We start from the raw sequence: 20,714 nt of genomic DNA, 5'->3' as shown, positions 1-20,714 counted from the left end.
GCATAGACTAAATCACCATGATTGTGCCGAAGTACTCACGTATGCGAACGTGGGCGTGGTATTTGCCCGAGGATTCACCGCCGAGCACATATGCCATTGATGCCACCCGCTGGGATTCCCCTGCTCGGGCAAGCCTTTCCCTGTTAGGAATGCACAGCACTAGTGTGTGGATGACGCTGGTGTGCATGCTGCTGTCCGCGCCGGTGGGCGCCGCGGTTTCTGCTGTCATTGGTTATGCCACTGAGTCAGTCTTTAGTGAGCTGACTTGGAAGTCGCTTCTGGTGCCGGTGCTGTTGACCATTTTGTTGTTGTGGTTCCAGTGGGTTGCGGAATCAACGGCAGATGCTTTTACGGGCATGGGTGCCGCGCGCACCACGCATGATTTGCGCTTGGGCCTGCTGCAGCGCCTGTTGCGCAGCCGCACGCAGGGGCTAAACCCGGGCCGGTTGCTCAATACCATGGACGAGGACAGCAACAACATTGGCTTGTTGAAAGAAATCCTCAACTTTCCGGTGATGATGCTGGGCTATGTGGTGGGCGCTGTGATTGTTATTGCGCCAGCATCACCCGTGGTGGCTATTGCGCTGCCGGGGGGTGTTGCATTGACCATGGTGGTTTCTTATCTCACCGCGAAGTCTTTGACGAAGGTGACGGCGGTGCGTCGCGCGAATGACAACGTGGCATTGAGTCTTGCCACGGATGCGGCGCAGGGCAACCGCGTGGTCAAGGGTTTGGGCGCGGGCGATATCGTGGCGCAGCGTTTCGCGGATGTTTCTTCCACGGCGCTTGATTCCATGCTCAGGGAAGTCCGCACGCTGACGTGGACTACGTTGGTGCGCCAGATGGTGCCCACTGTCTGGGCGATAGGCTTGGTGCTTTATGCCATCACGCGTACTTATGCTGGGGAAATTTCCACGGGTGCGTTGATGACCATTGTGATGTTGGTGCCACCGGCGTTGACATCGACAGGCTATTCACTGGGCTTCCTCACGCAGTTTTATGCCCGCGGGTTGGCATCCACGCAGCGTATTGCAGAACTTGTCGATGACCTCCAGCCGCACGCCACTCCCGCCGACTCGACGGAAAGCAAGAAAGAGTCCATTGCCACGGCATTTAACCTTGGTGAGGGTCTAACCGTGTGGCAGCCCAAGACAGTGGAGGGCCGCCACCGAATTGCCGAAGATTTGGAGCTGCTCGGCTCCATGGGTGCGCTGTGCCCGCCGCACCAGGTATCCGTGCTGGAGGGAACGTTGGAGGACAACATCAATCCGGAGGGCACCTTCGCGTTAGAGCAGGTGCATGATGCGCTTAATGCCGCGGCGTGCCAGGACATTGTCACGCGCCTGGGCGGTTTCGGTGCAAACGGTGAGCTGCCCACCACCGGCATTGGTGAGGCCGGATTGAATTTGTCTGGCGGCCAGCGTCAACGCGTGGCTTTGGCGCGCGCTTTGGCCTATGACCCGCAGGTGCTGGTGTTGGACGAGCCGACCACGGGTTTGGATTCCATCACGCTGGCCACCGTGGCCCGGCGCGTGGCGGAGCTGCGCCCGGACCGCAGAACGGTAGTGATTTCTTCGTCGCCTTCCTGGGCGGCGGTAGCAGATGAGGTGGTGCAGCGATGACTCATGCAAAACCAGTGGTTCGTGAGGCAGATGCTTTGGCGCCGGCTGGCGCGAGGGATATGTGGCAGTTTATTAAGTCTCTGCCTTCTGCACCGAAGCGTTATCAGGTTATCGCGACGCTGATTTCCATCATTATTGCCGCCGGCGCTATGAATATTGGCGCGACAGTGATTGGCCAGATTGTGGATTTGATGACCGGCGGTAGCTCAGTGTTGTTGGGCACGGGCAGTGATGCAGTGAGCTTAGCGATGATTATCTTCGCCCTCGCTCTCATCATCGAAACCGTGGGCCGCGCGTTGAACCTGTTTCTGATCAACACGGCAACCCGCCGGTTGAGCATCGACCTGCGTAAATCAGCGTTGGATGCGGTGATGCGTGCTCCGGTGCCGCGCATTTTGGAACTGGGCACGGGCAATGTGATTACGCGTTTGTCCAAGGATATTGACACCACGGTCTCCACCATTAGCCATACTGGTGACCGTCTTATTGTGACACTGGTCTTCTTGCCGGTCACCGCCGCGACGATGGTGTTAATTCACCCGGCGTATCTGCTGCTGTTGCTGATCACGGGAGTGCTGATGTGGCCGTGGATTAAGCAGGTTATTCGTGATGTTCCGGCCGTGACCAACGTGGTCTCCGCGGTGGAGGCAAAGCGTAATAACGTGCTGCTGGATTCCATCCGCGCATTGGAAACGCTGCGGCAGTTCCGGTTGATGCGCTGGGCGCATCGCCGCATGGACTATGTCTCGTGGGAGACGGTGCAGGCCTGGGGCGATAGGATGCCGCTGTTTAACCGCATCATGGGTCAAGGTAGCATCGCCTTTGGTTTCTTGCTGTTGGGTGCCTTGGTGATGTCTATGCCGATGGTGGCCGCGGACTGGCTCACCGTCGGCCAGGCTGCTGCCGCGGTCTTGCTGGTCATGCGCTTGGAGATGCACGTGTTTACCCTGCTGTTTTCCGCTGGCGATATTCAGCACGCGCTCACAGCACTGGGCCGCGCGGTTTCTCTAGCCAAGATTGCGGATGATGACGTCGCTGTTACCGATGACCTTCCCCAGGTCACCTCACAACCTGCTGTCACCATTGACAACCTCAGCTACGCCTACCCGGGCGGCGCGCACGTGCTCAAAGATGTGTCAGTTACCCTCGCGGGTGGCACCACCACCGCGTTGGTCGGTACTTCCGGTGCCGGCAAGTCCACGCTGGCTGCCCTGGTGGCGGGGCTGCAATACCCCACCGCCGGCAAGATCATCGTGGATACAACCGATACCGCAACGGTTCCCAACGTGTGGGTCAGCCAGCACGTCGCGCTGATTACCCAAGATGTGCACTTGTTCTCTGGCACCTTGCGCAATGACTTGCTGCTGGCCAAACCTGATGCCACCGATAATGAACTGCTCAAAGCACTGTCCACAGTCGGCCTGCGCCACGACACCCCGGCCTGGGACCGATGGCTGCCCAAGGGGCTCAACACCGAAATCGGCGCCGGCAACCCCGAGGTCGGCGCCGAGGTAGCCCAGCAGATTTCCTTGGCGCGCATGTTTTTGCGCCAGCCCCCAGTGCTGATCATGGACGAGGCAACCTCCGAAGCAGGTAGCGAGCACGCCGAGGCCTTGGAGTCCGCCGCGCGCGCTGTCGCCCGCGGCCGCACCACCTTGGTCGTGGCGCACCGGCTCGATCAAGCCCGCGTCGCCGACCGCATCCTGGTCATGGAGGCCGGCGAAATCATTGAGGACGGCGACCATGATTCCCTCATCGCCCTCGGCGGGCACTACGCCCGTTCTTATGCCCAATGGGAACACGGAACCCGCTAGGTAGTTGGGGTTTATCTGTGGCTACCTGTGCCACCACACCGACCAAGAGCCCAACTACCGCAACCCACACTGGGTTCCACCCAAACGGCATCACCCACGCGCCAATGATCGCCATGCCGAGCCCAACAGCAGCAAAGCCGACGAGTACCTTAAACCGGCGTGTACTCGTGCGGTATTCCTCCATATAAACGGCATGCACATAATCCGTGACCAAGGCAAGGAAGATGAATACGGATGCAGAGGTCAAAAACCATGCTGCTCCGCTGACATCCTCGTTTCTCATAAAGTCACCCACGTGCGTCGCCCACACATGCACCGCCACTAAAGCCAAGAACGTGCTGAAAGCTTTGCCCACTTATCAACCCTCCCCTTGTTGAAACTGGGTCTCACTTTATCCCCCGATAAGTTTCCCTGCAGAGGATTTAACCAGCGATATTTCTTATCGCGCTAAAATATTGGCATGAATTCCCATGCAGAAGACGACTTGCTGCTGGTTGCAGCAACCGAATCCGACCGAACCTATCTGTCACGTTTGAACCTGCTCACCGACACCTTTGGTGATGAATTTGGTGAAGTCACCGCCGAGTTTGAACGGGACTGGCTTTATTACCTTGAGAGCTGGAATGAAGACAAGGGCGGGTTTGTGGCTTGGCGCGGCCGCATCCCCGCCGGCGGAGTCTGGTTGAACTGGGGAACAGACGAATTCCACGGTTTCGGCCACGTCGAGGAAGGCATCCCGGAGCTCGCCTTGGCGGTAGAAAACCGCTACAAAGGCGAAGGAATAGGCACCGCGCTGCTGGAGGCAGCAACCGAGCTCGCCCGCCAAAAAGGCGCACCCGGCCTCTCACTGTCGGTAGCCGCGGCAAATGAACGCGCCCACCGCCTGTATCTCCACTTGGGATTTGAACAGGTCAGTGAGCGCGAAGGCCACTACGTCTTGGTCAAGCGCTTTTAAAGCAAGCCCTTTTCTTCCAACCAGTCCTGCGCAATATCGGCGGCCGGAAGCTGCTCGGTGACGCTGCGGTTGTTCAAAGACACCAGGTCTTCGGGGCTCATCGCTGCAGAGATCTCATTGATGATCTCGGTGGCCTGCTCATCGACTTTGTCGCTGGCCAGTGGCACAACATTCGATGACAAGAACAAGCCCTTGGTATCTTCCAGCGACACCAGGTTGTTGGACTCAATCGACGGGTCAGCGGTGTAGATGATTGCCAGCTGAACATCGCCATCGCGCAGCGCCTTGACCGTCAGCGGCCCGCCGCTGTCTTCAATCGGCGCAAATCCTACTTCAACGCCGTAAGTTTCCTCAAGTCCCTTCGGGCCATTGGGGCGGTTTTCTGCCTCGGAGTTTGCACCCAAGGTCAAAGGCTCGGTGACTTTTTCAAGGTCGGCGACGGTGGAAAGGGACCATTCATCGGCAAGCTCTCGCGTAACAACATAGGAATCCTGGTCCGTGGCTGGTGACTGCTCCAGCACGTTTAGGCCCTCAGGAGCTGCTTCTTCCAGCGCCGCGAAGACATCCTCCGGCAAGCGTGCTTCAGTGTCTGGCTCCCAGTACTGCAAAACCGGCCCGGAATACTCCGGGAACAGGTCAATCTCCCCGGACTCAATCTCTGGCAAATAGGCCTCACGTTGTCCAATCCGGAACTGGCGGTCAACGTCATAGCCAGCGTTTTCCAAGGCCTGCGCATAGATTTCGGCGATGATCTCATTGGAATAGTAATCCTGCGAACCAATGACAATGGTCTCATCACCGCCACCATTTGTCGCGGTATCTTCTTCCAACGGGCTGCTATCGGTACCGCACGCGGTGAGCGCAAAAATACTGGTCAAAGCTAGTGCCGCTACTGCGGTCACGCGGTTTTTCCGGAACATGGGGACATCCTTTTGAGATTCGAAAGTGGTGAATAGGAAATGTAGGGAGCAAAGTGGGAGTTCGATGGGGTTATCACGGGATTGCGCCAGGCAATGCAACTCGTCGCGCAAGGTGCTGGCATCTAGCGAGGACAATCTCGAGGATAATCGCAACCAAAATCACCAGCACGGCGCCGCCGAGCATCTCGGCGTAATCACGGGTCTTAAGCCCAGAGAATATGTAGCGGCCGAGCCCCGTATCAGAGGTATAGGCCGCCAACGTGGTGGTGGCAACCAGCTGCAACGTCGCGGCACGAATGCCGCCCACAATAACGGGCAGTGCCAGGGGCAATTCCACGGTGAGCAGAACCTGCGCGGGGCGCATGCCAATGGCTTGGGCGGCCTGCGGGGTTTGACTGTCAATAGCTTCCACCCCGGAATACGCGCCGACCAGCAAAGACGGAATGGCCAGCACAACCAGCGCGATAAACGGCGCCTCGATGCCAATGCCCAGCCACAAACCAAGCAGGGTCAGCAAACCCAAGGTCGGAATCGCACGCACACCACCAGTAACCGCACCCACCACCGCAGCGCCGCGGCGGGTATGGCCAATGATCATGCCAATCGGAACGGCAATAATCAGCGCGACGAGCAGCGCCAAAAACGTGACGGTGATGTGCTCAACCAGGCGATTAGGAATCCCGGAAATGCCCACCCAGTTGGCGGAATCAGTCAGCCACAGCCACGCTTGCGTCACAAGATTCATCGGCTAACCACCTTGTTTGCTTTCACCCGGCGCGTCCATGGGGTGAGCAGCTTGCCGGCGGCCAACAGCACCGCGTCAATCACCAGCGCCAGCAGCACGGTCAAGATGACGCCGACAGCAACTTCGCCAGCGATTCCACGCTGAAAGCCGTCGGTCATCAGTGTGCCCAGGTTTTGCACGCCAATAAGCGCGCCGATAGTGACCAGCCCGATGGTGGACACAGACACCACGCGCAGCCCGGCAATCAGCACCGGAATGGCCAGCGGCAGGTCGACCTGCCAAAACAGGCTGCGCGGCGCATAGCCCATCGCCTTAGCAGCATCCCTGACGGTCCGGTCAACAGAGCCGAATGCATCAGCGCTAGTGCGCACATACAACGCGACGCCGTAGGCGGTCAGCGCAATAATCATCGTCGCCGGAGACCGCAGCGCCACGCCAAAAATGACGGGCACGATAATCAACATCGGCAGCGCCGGGATGGCATAGAGCAAGGTCGCCGTGCTGAGCAGCGGGCCGCCGATGCGTGGACGTCGAAAAGCAAAGCGTCCCAGCGGGATAGCAATCACGGCGCTGAGCACGATCGCCGGAATGGACAGCGCAAGGTGCGCCCACAAAAGCTCCAGTGCCTGCGGCCAATTCAGTCGCAGCCACGTCATGGCTCAATCACCCCGACCGGGCGGCCGTCAGCGTCCACGGCCACCGTTCGGCCATTAAGCCTTTCGATGCTCAGCCGCCGCTCCGCCCGCTCACTTCCCACAAAGCCGCGCACGAAATCATCCGCCGGGTGGGCAAGAATCTCCGCGGGCGTTCCCTGCTGCGCAATGACACCGCCGGGCTTCAAAATCACTACTTCATCACCCAAGCGGAATGCTTCATCAATGTCATGGGTGACAAAGACAATGGTCTTGCCCAGCTCCGCCTGCAGGCGCAGCAGTTCATCCTGGAGTTCCCGGCGCACAATCGGATCGACCGCACCGAAAGGCTCATCCATGAGCAAAATATTGGGCTCCGGGGCCAGCGCCCGCGCAACACCGACGCGCTGTTGCTGCCCGCCCGATAATTGCCCGGGATAGCGATTGGCCATAGCGCGGTCAAGGCCAACTCGGTCCATCATCGTCAACGCGCGCTCTCGCGCCTGCGCCTTGGTCATTCCGTTAAGCCGCAGCACAGCGCCAACGTTGTCCACAATCGTGCGATGCGGCATCAACCCGCCCTGCTGCAGCACATAGCCAATAGAGCGGCGTAGATTCACCGGGTCAACGCCCGCCACGTCTTCCCCATCAATGAGGACGCGGCCCGCGGTGGGATCAACCATGCGGTTGACCATGCGCAGCAGTGTAGTCTTGCCCGAACCAGAAGAGCCCACCAGCGCAACTGTGCGATGCGAGTCTATGCGGAGCGAGAAGTCAGCCACCGCCACGGTGCCGTCCGGGTAAGACTTCGTGACGTGTTCAAACTCGATCATGCGCACCAGTATATGGCAAATTCGTTCGATAGGAACCAAAAGAGGACCAAAATTCTCTTTGAGGGAAAACTCTTTCCTATGTACCTTAAGACCATGAGGATTCACCACAAGACTGGCTTCACACTCGGGGCGATAGCGATGGCATGCGCCCTTGCGGTTCTCGCGACAGCGCTTGTCGGCGACACATCCAATACAGGCCTCACGGTGATTTCCGCACTGCTCACCATCGCGCTCGGCGCCGCGGTCATCTACTGGAGCACCTCGCCCAAGCACCGCGACCGCTTCGAATCCAATAACTCCTAGGAGCCCACCTTGAATGAAGACATCTATGAAATCCTCAAAGATGAAATCGACATCATGCAAGACTGGATTCCATTTACCGGCGCGATCGGAGCATGTGGCATTCATGCCCACTCCGCAACAAACGAACACGTTTCAGCGTTGGCCAAGGTAGTTCGGGAGGACCCGCGAATAGTCACGGCTTTTCACATAGTGGGTGAACCGATGGAATTCCACAGGGACTCAAAGCTCTTCGATGAAGTCATTTCTGAAATCCTCGAAAGCCAAGATGAAAGGTTCCGGATGGACCTGATGGCGAACTTGTTTCTAGACATAAACAACCCCGCCGACGCTCACAGATCAGCCTCCCGCTGACTCGAAGTCGAACAAGCCATTATTTCTCGAGAATCTTGAAATCTGGCGGGCACTGACGAGGGCTGTTCGTGTCACGAACATCACCTTTTTTACACGTTAATGGGCTTTTCAAACGCTATGGCGGCTAACTAGAATGGATGTTGGCGGGAGGGCAAGGCCCTAGCTTTTCTGAAGTGTCGCGCCTGCGAGATTTTGGGGGAAGGCAGCCGCTGGATAAACGCCAGCGGTGTCCGCGTCGGACTCCGGCAAAGAGCGGGAGCAGTTCCAAGACAGGAGCTTCCTAATGTCCAATGGCACCACCACACAGCCGCAGCAGCGAGTCGATGCTCCTCCCGGCGAACACTGGCGGAAAATGGCAATCGGGTTTGGCGTTCCTATTCTGATTGCAATTGTCTTCTGGTTCAGCCCTCATCCTGAGCAGCTCACCGATCAAGCCTGGCGCATGTTCGGCATTTTCGTGGCCACAATCGTGTGCATCATCATGGCGCCGATGCCGATGGGTGCGGTGACCATCATTGGCATGATCGCCACCGTGTTGACGGGGATCGTCCCGCTTGCGCCAAGCGCCGATAACCCAGGCGCGCCCTATGCGCTGGTCGGTTTCGGCAACTCAACGATTTGGCTCATTGTCATGGCCTTCTTGCTCTCACGCGGGTTTATCAAGACCGGGTTTGGCCGCCGCATAGCGCTGTTTTTCGTCTCCAAAGTTGGTGGCCACATGCTCGGCGTCGGCTATGGCCTGGGCCTAGCTGACCTGGTACTCTCCCCGGCAATCCCGTCGGCGACGGCGCGCGGCGGCGGAATCATGGCGCCGATTATGAAGTCGGTGGCGCTGACTTATGACTCCGAACCGGGGCCAACCTCGCGCCGCGCCGGCGCCTTCTTGTCACTGGTGGTATCAAATTCCAACTCCATTACTTGTGCCATGTTCCTCACCGCCATGGCGGGTAACCCGCTGATTGCTTCCCTCGCCGGTGAGCTTGGCGTGGAAATCTCCTGGACCACCTGGGCAATGGGCGCCATCGTCCCCGGCCTGCTTGCCCTGGCTGTAGTGCCGCTGGTTATCTACCTGATCTATCCGCCAGAGCTGAAGAAAACCCCCGAAGTACAAACCATGGCGAGTGATGAGCTCAAGAAGCTCGGCGGCATGAGCTACGGCGAAAAAGTCCTGGGCGTCACCTTCGTGGTCTTGCTGCTGCTGTGGACGGTCGGCGATCTGGTGCTGGGCATCTCCGCAACCACCACCGCATTCGTGGGCGTGATTATCCTGATGGTCTTCCAGGTTCTGACGTGGGAAGACATCATCCGTGAGAAAGCCGCCTGGGACACCATGACGTGGTTTGCGGTGCTGTACATGATGGCCACCGCGCTATCGGCCTACGGATTCATCGACTGGGTCTCCGAAGTCATCGCCGGCTCCCTCGGCGCGCTCCACTGGCTGACCGCACTAATCCTGCTGGTCATCATCTACTTCTTCGCGCACTATTTCTTCGCCTCGGCCACCGCGCACATTTCCGCGATGTACATCGCATTCCTGGCCGCCGCGCTGGCACTGGGCGCACCACCGCTGCTAGCCGCGCTGGTCCTGGCCTACTGCTCCAACATTTTCCAGTCGCTCACCCACTACGCAGGTGGCGCATCCCCAACGCTGTTCGGCATGAAGTACAACTCCGTGGCGCAGTGGTGGGGCGTGGGCCTTGTCGCCGGGGTGATCTCTTTGGCTATCTGGATCTTCGTCGGCATGGGTTGGATGGACCTCATCGGTCTCTGGTGACGGGACGGGTCAAGTTTTCCTTGACAAAGTTTGTGTTGTAAAGGCAGGCTTGACACGTGGGCAATCAACGAGGCCACGAGCTGGCAGATCACATCACGCGCATAGTCACATTGCTTGCCGATGAACTCTCCCCCTCAAACGAATCTTCCGGAGAAAGTTCGCGCAGCGATGTCACTCATGCGCTGTCCACGGCGCGCTCACTTCAGGCGCTTGCCGATGAAGCACTGGCGCACTTGGTCACCGATGCCCGCGGACGTGGAATCACGTGGCAGACCATCGGGGACGCCCTGGGCATTTCGCGGCAGGCTGCCTTCCAGCGGTTTGGCATCGCGATTGACCCTCGGACAGGAAAAGCGGTGAATAAACCCACTGAAGAAGCCAAGCGCGAAGCCATAACCAAGGCGGAACAATTTTTAGACGACCTGACCGCGTCCCGCTGGGAAGAAGCAGCAGGTCAATTGGGCCCGGTCATCGGCGCGCATTTAGATGCAGAGGGTTTGGCGACGACGTGGGCGCAGGTGGCATCGATAAGCGGCGCATTAGAAACGCGACTTCCTGCCGAAGCTATCGGGCTTGCCGATGGCATCACTGTTGTCGAACAACCCCTCGCCTTCGAAGCCGCCGACTTGGTTGCGCGCATTAGCTACAACACCGATGGCAGCATGGCTGGACTGTGGTTCGTGCCCGCTGACCAGGCACTAACGGAAAGGCCGGATTAATGAATACCGTAACGCGAGCAGTCAATTGGAGAGCCGTCGGCTTCTTCGTGCTGATTTCTTTCGGGCTTGCTTATGCGCTCGATGCTGTTCTTTTAAGCACTCTGGGTTTGGCACATCCGTTGGCTATTCTGCCAATTTCACTGCGCATGTTCACTCCGCTGATTGCAACGGTTATTGTTTGCCGGTTTATTACCTTTGAAAAGTGGACCGGTGCTGTTGGTTTGGGCCAAGAGTCTTTTGCGAATGGTCAGTGGAAGAAGATTGTTTCTTCGGTATTCATTGGGTTTGTGCTGGTTGCTGGCGTGATTGCGGCGTCAATCGCGCTGGCGACTGCTGCTGGGTGGTTGAATCCTGATTGGGAGATGACGCAGACCCGTGCGCCTTTAATTGAAGCAGGTGCAGATATTTCGCCGACGGTGTTGATCGCCATGACGGTTATCCAGGCGTTTATCGCGGGCATTACTATCAACGCTCTCATGGCTTTCGGTGAAGAAGCCGGCTGGCGCGGTTGGCTGCAAAACGCGCTGGAGCCGCTGGGGCGCCTGCGCCAGGTGCTGCTCATCGGCGTTATCTGGGGACTATGGCACGCACCGTTAATCGCAGCGGGCTATAACTTCAGCGATCAGATTCCCGGCGCCGTGGCGGTGCTACTGTTCACGGCCTTCTGCATTGCTTTCGGCGCGGTATTGAGCTGGCTGAGTTTGCGCTCCAAGAGCGTGCTGCCAGCTGCGATTGGGCACGCATTCTTCAACGCACTCGCAGGTTTCCCCGCGATGCTTGTTGCAACCGGTGATACCTGGGACCGCGTCCTTGCTGCGCCCATGGGCGTTCCTGGCATCGCGATTTTTGCGGTGGTCGCCGTCGTGCTGATTCTCACTATGATCAAGAATACGCAGAAGACCAGTTGACCCGACTCATTATGCGCTACGGTGCCCTATTTTTACAGTTCCTCATGGAGGGCACACTTAAATACGATTTTCACTCATACCTGCGACAGTTGCGTGGGCATTAACCAACCAAAGCGGTCTTCATAGGTTAAAGTTAGATCAGGAAAGACGCGAAAATATCGTATCATCATGTAAGTTTACTAGATTGAAATTAAGGAACGAGGAGTCATGCTTTTAGAGTTGACTGTAGGAAACTACCGTTCATTCCGGGAAAAAACCACCTTCAGTATGATTTCATCCAAAGAACAAAAGTTCCGTGAGCGGCTCCCGCGATTGGAAAAGCGCTACCAACTATCTGTTACACCAATCGCGGCAGTGTTCGGAGCTAATGCTTCGGGAAAATCAAACCTTGTGAACGCACTAAGTGATTTGCGGAAGCTGCTTCATGATCCCCCTCGATCCGGAGAGCCACTACCATATCGGCCGTTCAAGCTCGATCCCTCAAGCCTAATTAAGCCAACCTACCTCGAGGCTCTATTTTCCTTAGACGATCGAGTTTATGAGTACAGCATTGAATACGACCGTAAAACAGTTGTAAATGAGAAACTAATACAACACCTTAGCCGTACTGAAAAGGTGATATTCGAAAGAAACGGGGCCACCATTGACCTCGGGAAGTCAATCAGCTCAGAGAAGCTAGAGACATACATCGAAGGCATTCCCGAAAACGTGCCCACGGTTGCCTTCTTCGGTTCATCGCTGAATAGTTCGGTTCCCCATTCGGAGCTTTTAACAGCTCCTTACAAATGGACACGCCGCACACTAACGCTCCCTGCTGGCGTATTTGATCCTTCTGCTGAGGCCATATCTTTTATCCCTGGGCTTCACATCCCGATTCCAGATGATGTGTTAAAAGCTGTTGATCTTGGAATATGCGGAATTAAGAGGCAGCCGGTCGAGTTTTCTTCATTACAGCTTACTGAAAGTATTGAAGACTACCTGCGTCAACAATACAACGAAGACGATGTTGCCTCCGTAGAAACCATGGCAGGAAGATTCGAAATCAGCAAAGATGCGAACGGCAAATTGACCGCGAACAGAATCCGCCTGTTACACATAGGATCCGATGGAGAATACCCTCTCGAGTGGCATGAAGAATCAGACGGCACCAAATCTATAATTCGACTTCTAGGAATTTTCGTTACACTAGCCATCGAGGAAAGTCCTCTACTCCTAGTCATAGATGAGCTCGATCGCAGCTTCCACACTGAGCTTTCTCGTGCGCTCATAGATGGCTTCCTTGCCACCTGTTCCGCAGACAGTCGTGCCCAACTATTGTTCACAACCCATGACTTACTCCTAATGGATCCAGATCGCTTGCGACGCGATGAAATGTGGGTGGTGGAAAAAGACAATAGCGGATCTTCGATGCTTATTGGAGTTGCTGAATATCGGGAGGCGCGCAAAGATCTCGATCTTCGAAAGAGCTATCTAGCAGGCCGGTTTGGAGGCGTTCCAAGCATCAAGCCCTTGGGTCTTTCCCAGTGGGCAGAGCGGCTCACCGAGGTAGAAAATGGCTAGGCTTCAATCGCGACGTAAAACTAATAACCGAAATTATCGGACCCAGTTCGTATTGGCCGTTGAAGGGAAAACAGAAAAGGCATATTTCGAACAATTCAAAGGACACATATCCGAAGTCCAGCTAATGGTAAATACTGGTAAAGGCAGCAACCCAACCGCGGTTATGGCTCAAGCAGATAGAATGCTTGAGGATTTAAGAAGCAAAGGTTCATTGAGGGCTGGGGATCAGGCATGGTGCGTCATTGACCGGGATGAATGGGAAGATGATCAGATCCAAGAGATTTGGAGTTGGGCTTCCCAACGTGGGGATAGGGGAATCGCACTCAGCCTTCCTCAATTCGAATGGTGGCTTCTACTACATTTCGAAGATGGTACTGGCGCCGGAACTCGAAAAGAGATTCTTGATCGACTCAACCGCTACATACCTGATTATCAAAAAGGCAGTAGTTCTCAACTTCCTAATGAGAACGAACAGCATAAAGAAGCGATTAGAAGGGCAAAGAAGAGAATCCCCAGTGAACTCACCAACTTTGAAGATCTAAAGGATCTCGGTGGCTCCTGGACGACCGTACATTTGCTTACTGAGAAAATAATTAACGCCATCCAAGCATCCAGTGCGGCCAATTCCTAGTTTAGAAGAAGCCACAGGGCGCTGAACCAAGTATTCGTTCATTTTCCACATTCGTGCAGGTAGTTGAAGCGCGTTGCGGATTTACTGGGGTCTCGTTGCGGATTTGCATCCACTTTCAAGACCCCAGTTTCCGTTCATTAGATTTTCGTGTTTGGCCGCGCGACAGGTTCGGTGAGAGTGCGCGGGCGCATTCGGACATTGGGGAGATTCGGCGCGGGAAGCCACGTCATGCCATCGGCGTTGCGGCCGAGGCCGTCTTCGCCGACGCCACCGTGGCCGATGTAGCCGTCGACGAAGCCGAACTGGCCGTCGACATCTTCGCCCTGGCTGGCTTGCCAAATATCGCGGTAGCGCACGATTTCGTCGTGGTCGCGGCCGAGGAAATTCCACCACATGAGGATTTTTTCCCGCAGTGGTTCGCCGCCGATAAACAGCACTCGGCCGATCTCATCGGAATCATTGCGGATGCGTAGAGTCTTTTCACCGATGCCGGTGTAGCCAATCTGCGTCTTTTCCAGCTCGGTGTCTGCGACCACGATGGTGCCAGAGTCAGCGATCACGCCGTGTTCAAACTCTGGATTCAGATCCAGCACGATTTCTGAGTGTGGGTCGATGGTGATTTCCGCACCGACCATTGGTGTGTGCGAATGCACCGGGCTGGATGCACCCATGAGCTCACCCATAAACACCTTGAGCTGACCGCCATCGAGCTCGGTAGCTGGCGGTTTGAAATAGGCCAAGTCGCGCTCGGCAGTACTGCGCGTGGCATCCGGCAGCGCAATCCACAACTGCACGCCATGCAAGATGGTGGTCTTCTCGGTGGTGGTTTCTGTATGCGAAATGCCGTTACCGGCAGTCATCAGGTAGAACTCACCGGGATGCACGAAGCCGCGTCCGCCGCCGGCATCGATGTGGCTGATCTCGCCGGTAAAGAGCCACGTCGCGGTCTGCAGACCAGTGTGCGGGTGCGGCGCAACGTCCATGCCACCGGTCTTTGACACATCATCGGGACCAAAATGATCGACAAAGCACCACGCGCCAATGAGCGATCGCTGACGGTGCGGCAGCGTACGATGAACCGTCATCGCACGCGGACCACCAAGCGGCACAGCGCGGGAAGAAATGATCTCAACTGCGGTTGCGTTCATGTCAACAACCTTAGTCGATTGGGTTTATTTTCTCTTCCACCTTTCGGTCCACAGTTTCAGCGTGGTTATGCCCTATTAGATCAGGTTCATCGCTCCCATGCTGCTGAGGTCGTGAGTATTGCCGAGTAGTTTGCCGCCTGGGGTGCGCAGGCGGACTTTGCCGCGGTGTCGGTGCATTCTTCCCCGCTTCGGCTTGCCGCATTTTGGTTTGCCTGGTCCTCTTTTCTTCCCGCCCGGCGTAGCCGGGCCGTCATCGTTGACGCCGTTGTGATACTTACACAACATCGTCAGATTCGACGGCTTGGTATGCCCACCGTGTTTGTGGGCGTCGATGTGGTGGACTTGGCACCTGTCGGCCGGCACGTTGCAGTCCGGCCAGGGGCAGACGAGATTCTCGGTCATAGCCAGGGTTCGCAGCTTGTCGGAAGCGAAGCGTGCCTCGTAGAGATTGACCGGCCCGGCGGTGGGATGGAACAAACCGACGTAAAGCTTTTCGCCTAAAGCACCTTCCATCGCGGCATTAACAATTTCGGCACCGGTCATGGTGGTGCCGTCAGAGGCGCCGACGTTGACATCGTCGCCTTCGCCACTGAAGATTTTGGCAGAGTTATCCAGCCCAAGAGCAATCACGGTGCGGTATTCAGGCTTGATAAGACCCGTGCTGGTTCCTTCGATGAGGTCCCAGAAAGGCTCGAGCAGTGCCTCGGAGCGCGGTTGGTCATCGTCTTCGGCGGCCGCGTCGAGGGTCTTTTCCAAATCAGTAATGCGTCGTTGGGTATCGGTAATGCTAATGGTGCGCAGCCCGTCTATTGCGCGGCCTACGCGTACGCCAGATTGTTTGGCTTTGTCGCCGCCTTCTTCGGTCACGCGCCTTTTGCCATGCTCATCGACTTCTTCGTAGCTTCCCTCATACGCGATGAGTTCTGCACGCAACTTCCACGCGGCACCACGCGCTTTCAACTTCTTCGCGTGTTTATTAACCATCTCTAAGAACTCAATGCCCAACCTGCGCTCTTCGGCAAGTGCGACAGCCTCTTGCTGCACACGCGGCGAGTCGCAGGACCCGAAGTAAACTCTGGCCAGCCGAGCATATTTCTGCGCTGTAGAAAGTCTGTGTCCCTCAGTAGCTACGTCGTAGGGCGAAAGCTCAAAGAAGTCGCGCAAAATGCCCACGCCACCTCTGTCGAAGGCTTCAAATAATTCATATCCGTTCATAACTTCGACACTAAAACGACAGTGCAACCCCTGACTAGGGCAAGTTCAAAAACCTGCGAGTAATTCACATGACACGTCACCCAAACGGCGAAGTTATCCACAAGGACGCCGATCAGACGAGCTCAATGCCTACAAATGCGATGGTTGCGACGATCCCTGTTGACGCAAAGGCAAGGACGAAAGGTCGCACGCCAACGTGCAACAAGCTTTGGATTTTCACCCCGCACCCGAGAGCAAACATCGCGGTTGCAAGCAGAATAGTTTGTAAGAAGTCGCCGGTGGCGAGGACGGGCTCGGGAAGGTCAACGGTGGAGCGAAGAAGGACCATCGATAAGAAACCGATGATAAACAGCGGCACTATGGGTGGTCGCTTCTCATGGCCCGTAGTCTGCACGCCGCTACTTTGACGACGTTTTACAAGGCTCAGAATGAATACGACTGGAGCCAGCATTAGAACGCGCGCGAGTTTAACCACGACGGCTATTTCCAGAGCGCTTCCGCCTATTACGCCTCCGGCGGCAACGACTTGGGCAACCTCGTGAATTGATCCACCGGCCCACATCCCCATCGTCTCCGGGGCTAAACCGGCAAGGGCACCGAGAAACGGGATGGTCGGAATCATGATGGTTCCAAATATCACCACCAACGCGACGGCAATGACTACGTCTTCTTCCGCATCGCTTGCGCCTTCGACACCCGCGACGGCCGCCGCGCCGCAAATGGAGAATCCGCAGGCAATGAGCAATACCTGCGCGGGCTTCATCTTCAGCAGGCGGCCGATAAGCAGCGGGCCGATGATTCCACCGGAGACAATGCAGACGATGACCAGAAGCATCGGCAGCCCGAGGCCGCGGACATCTGCGCTAACCAGTTTCAGTCCCAGAAACACAATTCCCCATCGCAGCAAAGTCTTAGCTGCTACTTGGATACCTGGCGAAAACGTGCTGGGAAGCTGTGTCATGTTCGTTAGTGCGATCCCTTCGATAATCGCCACGATCATCGCACTAAGCCCCGGTATAAAAGAACTGAAGAGCATCGCGATAATAGCGCCAACCAGGCACAGCAGCAGCCCGGGCGCATACGTCGTGATTGCTCGTGCGCGCGGTTGAACTTCAATTGAAGCAGGTGCCAAGATTCCGGTAGACATGTTTTAAAGTCTCAACGCGCAACGTGGTTTGCGGTAGACGGCAATTACACATCCGGGCATATACTACTGATATGACCCCTGCTCAGGACCGCTGACCCAACCTCCGCACACTGGAACTATTCGTCGCAGTAGTTGACAGCGGCAGCCTCGGCGCCGCAGCACGCAGCGTCGGAATGGCGCAGCCCAATGCAAGCCGCGCGATTGCCGAGCTTGAGGCAACGATGCAAAGCCATTTGCTGGATCGTCGTCCCAGCGGCTCAGTGCCTACGCCTTTCGGGCTTTCTCTCGCTGCGCATGCGCGTGAAGTCCTGGATGCTGCTCGTGATTTTCAATCTTGGGTCGCGGAGAACCATGACGAATCGCAGAAGGCGCTCAGTGTCGGCGCCAGCTTGACCATCGCGGAGACACTCTTGCCGGTGTGGATTGCTGCGCTGCGCGAACGATATCCCGATGTCCAGGTTGCTATTTCCGTGGTGAATTCAGCAGAAGTTATCTCACAGGTTCGGCATGGGCATTTCCATGTAGGTTTCATCGAAACGCCACATGTACCGGTGCAGCTTAATGCTCACATTGTCCAGGAAGACGAGCTTTTTGTGGTGATTTCCCCGCACCACCCATGGGCCTCGCGACAGGGCCGAATCAGCTTGCAAGAGCTGGCTGAAACAGCACTTGTTGTAAGAGAACCCGGCTCCGGAACCTTCGTAGCCCAGCAAGACCATCTGGCTGGCCTGGACGTTGCTACACCAGCCCAGGTACTCAACAGCATTGCGGCCGTGCGCGTCGCAGTAGCTTCCGGTGCCGGCCCCGCAGTAATGAGTGAGCTTGCCGTGCGCGATCAGCTCGCCAATGGCAACCTCCTGCGAGTGCCTTTAGAGGGCGACAAGATCACGCGCCCGCTCACAGCAATCTGGTCAGGACACCGCCGTCCGCCCCGGTTGGCTCACGAACTGATTACTATCGCGAAGTCCACTGGCGCTTGAATCAGGAGGCATCGTTAAGCACTGCGTACAGGCGATCCCGCGCGGTGTTCATTTCCTTATCGAATTCCTCATCACTCGATTTATCGCGGACCCAACTTTCAGAAACCACGATGCGCGGCAGCGTTGCCACCGCCGCAATCATCGCGCCGCGCAAGCGATTGCGCTTATCAATCAACCAGCCCCCGACCAGTGCCGGAATGCCGATTCCGGTCAGGACGGCGGGGATGCCATCGAGAAGCCTGCGACCAAGCAGTTTGGCCAATACCCACTCCACCGCGCCAAGTAGTGCTCCTGCACCAACCGCGATACCAATCGACTTCACCCACGTGGCAATGAAACCTTTAATTGCCCCTTGCTGGCGGTCGCTTTTCTCCTTCCGCTTTGGGAAAACGTATTGCAAGACCACATAAAATGGCACCATAATATAGCCGAAAATGGCTTCTACAGTGGCTAACCGCTTTAACGAAGCCGTGGGACGACGTAGTTCCTTAACCGTGGCGGTGTCAGTCATCATTTCCCCTCAACGAGCACGCATAGGAATCAAGCATTCAGTGTGCCCCACACTAATACGTCTTCCGCTGTCCCACAATAGCCTCACTATATAAAAATGGGCTCTCACTATATAAAGTGACGCCCTCACTGCAGAAAATTAGGTCCTCACTACATAAAACGACGGTCTCACTATATAAAGTGACGCCCTCACTATAGAAAATGACGGTCTCACTGTATACAGTGAGGCTTAATAGTCTTTGAGCGACAGTGAGGTCCCCATGAAACAATCTGAACTAGATTCCCACCTTGCCCGCCTCCGTACCCTCGGCAGAGATGACGCTTTGATAGAAATAAAGGCATGGGCGCATAAGAGTGAATCAAAAAGTTTCTGGGAAACGGTAAGCGCTTTCGCTAACAGTAATGGCGGAATCATCGTACTGGGTTTAGAAGAACCATCGTTCACTCCAGCTCCAGGATTCAATGCCAAGGACGTTGAGGACCGTATCCGCAGCGGTCTAAATACCAGCGACCAGCACGCAATTCGCGTGGAACCAGTCCCAGACTATTCCGTCGAGCTGTTAAAAGTGGACACACAACTATGCGTCGTAGTCACCATTTCTCCGTTAACTGTTAATGGCCCATGCTTCGTAAAATCAAAGGGAGTATCGAACGGAAGCTTTAAAAGAGTTGGCGACGCGGATCAACGACTTAGCGCCCTTGAAGTCTACGAACTCCAACACCGATTCGACAAGCACGCTTCCGACAGAGAACATGTCCCAGGTACTGATATCAATGACCTAGATACCTCACTCACTAAAGCCATGGAGTCTCGGCTGAAGCGCCAACATTCTCGGCTGGATTTTGATGAAACCAACAAGTGGATCAAGCAGAAATCCATAGTTACTCAAGACGGCGAACTTACCCTTGCAGGACTAATGGCGTTAGGAGAATATCCTCAACAATTCTTTCCTCAATTATTTATTGATGTGGCGGTCCACCCCGGAAAAGAAAAAGCACCAGCAGGAGAAAACACTCGTTTCGTGGACCGAGTCCTTTGTGAAAGCAACGTAGCCACCCAAGTTTTAGATGCAATCGCAGCAATTCGTCGAAACCTTCGAACAAGAAGGGTGATTGAAGGAAGCCTCGGAAAGGATGTCTTAGAAATACCTGAGACCGTATTACGCGAGGCATTAGCTAATGCAGTGATGCATCGTGACTACTCCGCACCATTCCGAGACCAAAATATCAGTGTCGATATCTTTTTAGACCGCGTAGAAATCAGCAGCCCTGGAGGATTGCCTGGCGGCAAAACTACCGAGAACCTCGATGATGGACAACAAATCCCGCGGAATTCGACATTAGCCAGGCTACTTCAAGATGTCCCACTGTCCCACGAATACGACGGGGTACTTGCCGAAAGTAATGGTGGAGGGATCTTGACCATGATCAACACCATGAAATCTGTCGGTCTTCCCAGGCCGACTTTTAAGGTAGATATTGCTCGAGTGACAGTCATTCTGCAGCGATTCGGCCTCGCAGACGGAGAAGTCGCATCCTGGGTTAAGGAACGACTTGGAGATGAATTCTCAATCGCTGAAGGTGCCGCACTTGTTTTGGCAAAAGACTTGGGGGCCGTCACAGCTAAAGATCTCAAACGGCAGACAGGCGGCGACAGTGGTGAGCTTCAGATCATGCTCGATAAGCTTGCTCAACAAGGTTCGTTAATTGAATCGAGCCAAGGGGTATACACCCTCTCAAGTGCGGGAGCTCAACTAACCCCCGCCCAACAAGACGTATTCGATGCAGTATCTAATACTGAAGAACTCTCAGCTCAACAAGTTAGCGACCTTACCGATCGGCCAATAAGCACCGTACGCGCCGCCCTTCGACATCTTGTAGAAATCGGTTTGATCACAGCCACAGCGCCACCAAGCAGTAGAAAACGAGCTTATCGCCGCACGTGAT

At 55.9% G+C, this 20,714-nt stretch carries 21 protein-coding genes; 12 read left to right on the top strand and 9 right to left on the bottom strand.

Annotated elements, in window-relative coordinates; genetic code table 11:
• The first annotated feature begins 17 nt into the window (after positions 1-17).
• Both CCASEI_RS00730 and CCASEI_RS00725 read left to right on the top strand, forming a co-directional pair.
• Positions 18-1,622 carry an ABC transporter transmembrane domain-containing protein gene (locus CCASEI_RS00730; protein ID WP_051461174.1) on the top strand — a complete coding sequence of 535 codons (1,605 nt, stop codon included), beginning with the start codon at positions 18-20 and terminating at the stop codon, positions 1,620-1,622.
• Complete coding sequence (locus tag CCASEI_RS00725) at positions 1,619-3,436, top strand: ABC transporter ATP-binding protein (protein ID WP_006823886.1); 1,818 nt, start codon at positions 1,619-1,621, stop codon at positions 3,434-3,436. The genes CCASEI_RS00730 and CCASEI_RS00725 overlap by 4 nt, the downstream gene beginning before the upstream one ends.
• Here CCASEI_RS00725 and CCASEI_RS00720 read toward each other — a convergent pair.
• Positions 3,375-3,791, bottom strand: coding sequence for a hypothetical protein (locus tag CCASEI_RS00720; RefSeq protein WP_006823887.1), 417 nt, complete (start codon positions 3,789-3,791; stop codon positions 3,375-3,377). The genes CCASEI_RS00725 and CCASEI_RS00720 overlap by 62 nt on opposite strands.
• 105 nt (positions 3,792-3,896) lie before the next feature.
• On the opposite strand from CCASEI_RS00720, the gene CCASEI_RS00715 reads away from it, so the two are divergent.
• Positions 3,897-4,391, top strand: coding sequence for a GNAT family N-acetyltransferase (locus CCASEI_RS00715; protein WP_006823888.1), 495 nt, complete (start codon positions 3,897-3,899; stop codon positions 4,389-4,391).
• Here CCASEI_RS00715 and CCASEI_RS00710 read toward each other — a convergent pair.
• The 4 genes from CCASEI_RS00710 to CCASEI_RS00695 all read right to left on the bottom strand — a co-directional run bounded on the left by CCASEI_RS00710 (position 4,388) and on the right by CCASEI_RS00695 (position 7,521).
• Positions 4,388-5,311: an ABC transporter substrate-binding protein gene (locus tag CCASEI_RS00710; RefSeq protein ID WP_025386872.1), complete on the bottom strand. Its 924-nt coding sequence runs from the start codon at positions 5,309-5,311 to the stop codon at positions 4,388-4,390. The genes CCASEI_RS00715 and CCASEI_RS00710 overlap by 4 nt on opposite strands.
• A gap of 73 nt (positions 5,312-5,384) precedes the next feature.
• Positions 5,385-6,056 carry an ABC transporter permease gene (locus CCASEI_RS00705; RefSeq protein ID WP_006823890.1) on the bottom strand — a complete coding sequence of 224 codons (672 nt, stop codon included), beginning with the start codon at positions 6,054-6,056 and terminating at the stop codon, positions 5,385-5,387.
• The gene (locus CCASEI_RS00700) at positions 6,053-6,712 is read right to left on the bottom strand and encodes an ABC transporter permease (protein ID WP_006823891.1); all 660 of its coding nucleotides are present in this window, start codon (positions 6,710-6,712) and stop codon (positions 6,053-6,055) included. Before CCASEI_RS00700 ends, CCASEI_RS00705 begins: the two co-directional genes overlap by 4 nt.
• A complete protein-coding gene (locus CCASEI_RS00695; RefSeq protein WP_025386871.1) occupies positions 6,709-7,521 on the bottom strand; it encodes an ABC transporter ATP-binding protein in 813 nt (270 codons plus the stop codon). The genes CCASEI_RS00700 and CCASEI_RS00695 overlap by 4 nt, the downstream gene beginning before the upstream one ends.
• Before the next feature lie 78 nt (positions 7,522-7,599).
• On the opposite strand from CCASEI_RS00695, the gene CCASEI_RS00690 reads away from it, so the two are divergent.
• The 7 genes from CCASEI_RS00690 to CCASEI_RS00660 all read left to right on the top strand — a co-directional run bounded on the left by CCASEI_RS00690 (position 7,600) and on the right by CCASEI_RS00660 (position 13,767).
• Positions 7,600-7,824: a hypothetical protein gene (locus CCASEI_RS00690; protein WP_155894801.1), complete on the top strand. Its 225-nt coding sequence runs from the start codon at positions 7,600-7,602 to the stop codon at positions 7,822-7,824.
• A 9-nt stretch (positions 7,825-7,833) separates the two neighbouring features.
• The gene (locus CCASEI_RS00685) at positions 7,834-8,175 is read left to right on the top strand and encodes a hypothetical protein (protein ID WP_025386869.1); all 342 of its coding nucleotides are present in this window, start codon (positions 7,834-7,836) and stop codon (positions 8,173-8,175) included.
• 283 nt (positions 8,176-8,458) lie between these two features.
• On the top strand, positions 8,459-9,949 hold the full coding sequence (locus CCASEI_RS00680; protein ID WP_038574314.1) for a DASS family sodium-coupled anion symporter: 1,491 nt from the start codon (positions 8,459-8,461) through the stop codon (positions 9,947-9,949).
• Between the two features lie 56 nt (positions 9,950-10,005).
• Positions 10,006-10,668, top strand: coding sequence for a DUF3887 domain-containing protein (locus CCASEI_RS00675; RefSeq protein WP_025386867.1), 663 nt, complete (start codon positions 10,006-10,008; stop codon positions 10,666-10,668).
• Positions 10,668-11,576 carry a CPBP family intramembrane glutamic endopeptidase gene (locus tag CCASEI_RS00670; protein ID WP_025386866.1) on the top strand — a complete coding sequence of 303 codons (909 nt, stop codon included), beginning with the start codon at positions 10,668-10,670 and terminating at the stop codon, positions 11,574-11,576. The genes CCASEI_RS00675 and CCASEI_RS00670 overlap by 1 nt, the downstream gene beginning before the upstream one ends.
• A 207-nt stretch (positions 11,577-11,783) precedes the next feature.
• Positions 11,784-13,136 (top strand): AAA family ATPase, encoded by a 1,353-nt coding sequence (locus tag CCASEI_RS00665; RefSeq protein WP_006823898.1) that lies wholly within the window; start codon positions 11,784-11,786, stop codon positions 13,134-13,136.
• On the top strand, positions 13,129-13,767 hold the full coding sequence (locus CCASEI_RS00660; RefSeq protein ID WP_006823899.1) for an RloB family protein: 639 nt from the start codon (positions 13,129-13,131) through the stop codon (positions 13,765-13,767). The genes CCASEI_RS00665 and CCASEI_RS00660 overlap by 8 nt, the downstream gene beginning before the upstream one ends.
• A 137-nt stretch (positions 13,768-13,904) precedes the next feature.
• Here CCASEI_RS00660 and CCASEI_RS00655 read toward each other — a convergent pair whose 3' ends face one another.
• The 3 genes from CCASEI_RS00655 to CCASEI_RS00645 all read right to left on the bottom strand — a co-directional run bounded on the left by CCASEI_RS00655 (position 13,905) and on the right by CCASEI_RS00645 (position 17,277).
• Entirely contained in the window at positions 13,905-14,915 is a 1,011-nt protein-coding gene (locus CCASEI_RS00655) for a pirin family protein (RefSeq protein ID WP_006823900.1), read from the bottom strand.
• A gap of 75 nt (positions 14,916-14,990) precedes the next feature.
• Positions 14,991-16,130: an HNH endonuclease signature motif containing protein gene (locus CCASEI_RS00650; RefSeq protein WP_006823901.1), complete on the bottom strand. Its 1,140-nt coding sequence runs from the start codon at positions 16,128-16,130 to the stop codon at positions 14,991-14,993.
• A gap of 112 nt (positions 16,131-16,242) precedes the next feature.
• Positions 16,243-17,277 carry a YeiH family protein gene (locus CCASEI_RS00645; protein WP_025386865.1) on the bottom strand — a complete coding sequence of 345 codons (1,035 nt, stop codon included), beginning with the start codon at positions 17,275-17,277 and terminating at the stop codon, positions 16,243-16,245.
• A gap of 110 nt (positions 17,278-17,387) precedes the next feature.
• On the opposite strand from CCASEI_RS00645, the gene CCASEI_RS00640 reads away from it, so the two are divergent.
• On the top strand, positions 17,388-18,257 hold the full coding sequence (locus CCASEI_RS00640; protein WP_035096046.1) for a LysR family transcriptional regulator: 870 nt from the start codon (positions 17,388-17,390) through the stop codon (positions 18,255-18,257).
• A gap of 1 nt (position 18,258) precedes the next feature.
• Here CCASEI_RS00640 and CCASEI_RS00635 read toward each other — a convergent pair whose 3' ends face one another.
• Entirely contained in the window at positions 18,259-18,771 is a 513-nt protein-coding gene (locus CCASEI_RS00635; RefSeq protein WP_035096048.1) for a hypothetical protein, read from the bottom strand.
• 256 nt (positions 18,772-19,027) lie between these two features.
• Between CCASEI_RS00635 and CCASEI_RS00630 the strand changes: the two genes are divergently transcribed.
• Positions 19,028-20,713, top strand: a complete 1,686-nt coding sequence (locus CCASEI_RS00630) for an ATP-binding protein (RefSeq protein WP_006823905.1) — start codon at positions 19,028-19,030, stop codon at positions 20,711-20,713.
• Position 20,714: the final 1 nt, after the last annotated feature.

This window comes from Corynebacterium casei LMG S-19264, from assembly GCF_000550785.1.
GTDB lineage: Bacteria > Actinomycetota > Actinomycetes > Mycobacteriales > Mycobacteriaceae > Corynebacterium > Corynebacterium casei.
This window is presented reverse-complemented; position numbering and strand designations above follow the sequence as displayed.